Here is a 4306-nt window from a genome sequence, read left to right on the forward strand (position 1 = left end):
CTTCCCTCGGCTGAGCCGAGGGAAGGGGTCCTTCACGCGCCGTCACCGTCGCCGTGGCTGATGCCGTCGCCGTGGCCGCCGTGGCCGCCGCCGTTATCGCCGTGGCCGCCGTGGCCATCGCCATCGCCGCCACCATCGCCATCATCGCCGTAGCCGCCGTCGCCACCATCGCCGTGGCCGCCGTGGCCGCCGTGGCCGTCGCCATCGCCGCCGTCGCCACCATCGCCGTCGCCGCCGTGGCCGTCGCCATCGCCGCCGTGGCCGTGGCCGTGGCCGTCGCCACCATCGCCGTCGCCGTCGCCGTCGCCGCCACCATCGCCGTGGCCGCCGTGGCCATCGCCATCGCCGCCGTGGCCGCCGTCGCCACCATCGCCGTGGCCGTCGTGGCTGATGCTGCCGAGGCCAGCGGTGCTGTCCCAAGTTCGCTCTCGCGCGTGAAGGCCCCCTGTCAGGAAAGGGTCTTTCAGGACAAATTTTGTCCTGAAAGACCCTTTCATGACATTTAACGGGCCGGTGTCAGCCCGCGTAGTCGGGAAGCCGCTTCGCGACCTCCGCCGGTGACGGCATCGCCGCGATCTCGTCGGCGAGTGCCCGTGCCGCCGCACGGACGGCTTCGTCGGCCAGCACCTTCCGCGAGGTTTCGAAAATGGCTTCCTCGGTGGCATTTCCACCGATCAACTGTCCGCCAACCCCGGCCGCGACGACGGCTTCGGCGTTCGTGAACTGATCCGCTCCTTGCGGGAGGACCAGTTGCGGCAGCCCTTCGCCGAAGGCGCCGAGCGTCGTCCCACTCCCGCCGTGGTGGACGACGAGGTCCACCTGCGGCAGCAGTTCGGCCTGCGGCACCCATGCCTCGACCCGGACGTTCCCCGGAACGTCGCCGAGTTGCGCCGGATCCACCGCGGGCCCCGCCGCGACCAAGACGTCCGCGTCGAGCCGGGCCAAGGCCCGGATCGCTCGTTTCAGCACATCTTCGTCACCGAAGGCCGTGCCCAGGGTGAGGTAGACCAGCGGACGGCTCTTGTCGCGCCCCAGCACGCCGTCCGGGAGGTCGCCCGGTTCGGCCCAGCCGACAGGACGCAACGGGATCCTGTTCGCCTTGGCCAGGAAATCGGGCGCTTGCACCGATTCCGGGCAGATGTCGATGACCGCGTCGCCGAAGGAAGGCAGGGTCCCGCCGTCAAAACCGACCTCCGCCGAGTATTCCGCTAAGCGAGCGGCTATGACGTCGTTGACCTCGCCCGGTGAAACCCGGCCGAAGCCGTGGCCGATCGCGGGGATCCCGGTGAGGCGGGCGGCGATGGCGCCACCCATGTTGCCGGTTTCGTAGACGACCAGATCCGGCCGGTGCCGCTCGAACAACGGTGTCAGGTCGGCGACGAACCGCCGGGGCAGCACGTTTCCGAACACTTCACCGATAACGGGATAAAACGCCTCGGGTGGCTCGTCGCCGGAACGCGGCCGGGCGTCCGGCCCGAACACCGACGTGAAGGCCTCGCGCATACCGAATCCAGCGCTTTCCGTGGCCAAACCCGCCTTTTCGACAACCGGAAGCATCTCGTCTCCGGTGGCGAAAAGGACGTCGTGCCCGGCGTCGCGCGCGGCGACGGCGAGCGGTAGTAGGGGATAGAGATGACCGTGACTGACCAGAGAAGTAAAGATCAACCGCACCTTCTCCAACGTACCCGTAGGCTGACTCGGTGACGACTTCCTTGACCCCGATTCTCAGGGATCAGGCGTTCCGCTGGATCGCCGACGATCCGGACGACGATTCCCGCGTCGAACTGCAGAACGTCCTCGCCCGCGCGATGGGCGGCGAGGCCGGTGCCGCCGACGAACTCGCGGACCGGATGGCTGGCCCGCTCGAATTCGGCACCGCCGGCCTGCGTGGCCCGGTGCGGGCGGGTCCCAACGGGATGAACGTCGCGGTCGTGACCCGCACTACCGCCGGTGTCGCCCAGTGGCTGGCCGCGCAGGGACACGCGGGCGGCGTCGTGGTGGTCGGCCGCGACGCGCGGCACGGTTCGGAAGCCTTCGCCACTGCCGCCGCCGAAGTGCTGACGGCCGCCGGTTTCGCGGTGAAGGTACTGCCGGGACCGTTGCCCACCCCGGTACTCGCGTTCGCCGTACTGGAACTCGGCGCGGTCGCCGGTATCCAGATCACCGCGTCGCACAATCCCCCGGCCGACAACGGGTACAAGCTCTACGACGCGACCGGCGGCCAGATCGTCCCGCCTTCGGACGGCCTGATCGAACGCGCCATCGAAGCCGCGCCCGCCGCGATCGGCGTCCCCCGCGAACCGGGCGCCGAAGTGCTGGGCGACGAACTCCGCGACGCCTACCTCGCCAAGGTCGCGCTCCTGCCGCGCGGCCAGGAACGCGCGGTCAAGGTCGCCGCGACGGCACTGCACGGCGTCGGCGCGGACACCCTGCGCGTGGCGTTCGAGCGCGCCGGCTTCACCGATCTACATGTCGTCGCCGAACAGGCGACCCCGGATCCCGACTTCCCGACGGTCGCGTTCCCGAACCCGGAAGAGCCCGGCGCGACGGACCTTCTGCTGGCGCTGGCGTCCGAAGTGAACGCCGATCTGGCGATCGCGCTCGACCCCGACGCCGACCGGTGCGCGCTGGGCGTCCGCGAACGGGACGGCTACTGGCGGATGCTGCGTGGCGACGAAACCGGTGTCCTGCTCGGCTGGCACGTTCTGTCCACTGTGGACGCCGTCGACCCGCTCGTGGCCACGACGATCGTGTCGTCGTCGATGCTCGGCGAGGTCGCGAAGGAGTTCGGCGCGCGCTACGCGGAGACGTTGACCGGCTTCAAGTGGCTGGTGCGCGCGGGTGACGGCCTGGTGTTCGCCTACGAAGAGGCACTCGGCCTCTGTGTGAACCCCGATTTCGTGCGGGACAAGGACGGCATCTCGGCCGCCGTACTCGCCGCGGGTCTCACCGCTTCGCTGCGCGCGGCGGGCCGCGGGCCACTGGACGTCCTCGACGAACTGGCCGTCCGGCACGGGGTGCATGTGACGGATCAAGTCTCGCTGCGTGTCACCGACCTTTCGGTGCGGGAGAAACTGATGGCGGGCCTGCGTGCCACACCACCCACGTCCGCCGGCGGCGCCGACGTCACAATGGAGGACCTCCTGCCCGACGCCGACGTCCTCCGCCTGACCGGCGATGGCCTGCGCGTGGTGATCAGACCGTCCGGGACCGAGCCGAAGCTGAAGGCGTACCTGCAGGTGAAACAGCCGGTCACCGGCGACCTCGCCGAGGCCCGCGCCACCGCCGCCAAGCGGCTCGCCGCACTCCGGTCCGACATCGAGTCCCGCCTGACCTGACAATCGGCCCATGGCTCAGCTGCTGATCGTTCACCACACGCCGTCGCCCTCGACGCAGGCGATGTTCGAAGCCGTGCTTTCCGGCGCGAACCATCCGGACGTCGAGGGCGTCGACGTCGTGCGGCGTCCCGCGCTGGGCGCGACCGTGCCCGACGTCCTGGCCGCCGACGGCTACCTGCTCGGCACGCCGGCGAACCTCGGTTACATGTCGGGGGCACTGAAGCATTTCTTCGACACGATCTATTACCCGTGCCTGGACGCCACCCGGGGACGGCCGTTCGGTTTCTTTGTACACGGCAACAACGACACCGCGGGCACCGTGCGCGGCATCGAGAGCATCACGACCGGCCTCGGCTGGGAACGCGCGGCGTCGCCCGTGCTCGTCACCGGCGACCCCGCCAAACCCGACCTGGAGGCCTGCTTTGAACTCGGCGGCACCCTCGCGGCCACCCTCATGCCTTGACCCCACCCCCGCGTTTAGTCCTCTAGTTGCGATCCTTCTCGCCTCGCCGCGCTACGCCTCGACCTCGCCGCCGGGTAGGTGGCCAGGGCGAAGTCGTGACTCGCGTGCTTAAGCACGTAACTCGCGTGCTTAAAGCCGGAACTCACGTGCTTGAACAGGTAACTCGCGTGCCTGAACTCGTAACTCGCGTGCTTGAGCACGTAACTTGCGTGCCTGAACACGTAACTCGCGTGCCTGGATCCCAACTCGGTGTGCGGGGTCTGAGCACGCGAGATCCGGCTTTAAGCACGCAAGTTATGGGCTTGTGCACGCGGGGTCTGGGTCTGGGCACGCGAGTGCGGTGCCGCGCCGGCCAGGCACCATCTCGCCCGAGGCGCCACCTCGCCTTTCGCCGTAAGTACATGAAGGCCCCCTTCCTGTACCTAGGCGCAAGGAAGGGGGCCTTCATGTACTTCAGGCGGGGCGGGGCGGCGCCGGAAAGTGCCCCCGGCACCGCAAGTAGTCC

Annotated in this window: 4 protein-coding genes; 3 read left to right on the plus strand and 1 reads right to left on the minus strand. The window is 69.3% G+C overall.

The window, feature by feature from the left end:
* Positions 1–53 precede the first annotated feature (53 nt).
* A complete protein-coding gene (locus tag AB0M65_RS40335) occupies positions 54–506 on the plus strand; it encodes a hypothetical protein (RefSeq protein WP_364040777.1) in 453 nt (150 codons plus the stop codon).
* A 10-nt stretch (positions 507–516) separates the two neighbouring features.
* Here AB0M65_RS40335 and AB0M65_RS40340 read toward each other — a convergent pair whose 3' ends face one another.
* Positions 517–1671 carry a glycosyltransferase gene (locus AB0M65_RS40340; RefSeq protein WP_364040780.1) on the minus strand — a complete coding sequence of 385 codons (1155 nt, stop codon included), beginning with the start codon at positions 1669–1671 and terminating at the stop codon, positions 517–519.
* Between the two features lie 29 nt (positions 1672–1700).
* On the opposite strand from AB0M65_RS40340, the gene AB0M65_RS40345 reads away from it, so the two are divergent.
* Both AB0M65_RS40345 and AB0M65_RS40350 read left to right on the plus strand, forming a co-directional pair.
* Positions 1701–3338, plus strand: a complete 1638-nt coding sequence (locus AB0M65_RS40345) for a phospho-sugar mutase (RefSeq protein WP_364040783.1) — start codon at positions 1701–1703, stop codon at positions 3336–3338.
* A gap of 10 nt (positions 3339–3348) precedes the next feature.
* Positions 3349–3801, plus strand: coding sequence for an NAD(P)H-dependent oxidoreductase (locus tag AB0M65_RS40350; RefSeq protein ID WP_364040786.1), 453 nt, complete (start codon positions 3349–3351; stop codon positions 3799–3801).
* The last annotated feature ends 505 nt before the right edge of the window (positions 3802–4306 follow it).

The organism is Amycolatopsis sp. NPDC051071 (assembly GCF_040682875.1).
Taxonomy (GTDB): Bacteria; Actinomycetota; Actinomycetes; order Mycobacteriales; family Pseudonocardiaceae; genus Amycolatopsis.

Excerpts from the sequence above, each read along its gene's own strand:
- AB0M65_RS40350 (WP_364040786.1), top strand. The coding sequence starts at position 3,349 with ATGGCTCAGCTGCTGATCGTTCACCACACGCCGTCGCCCTCGACGCAG.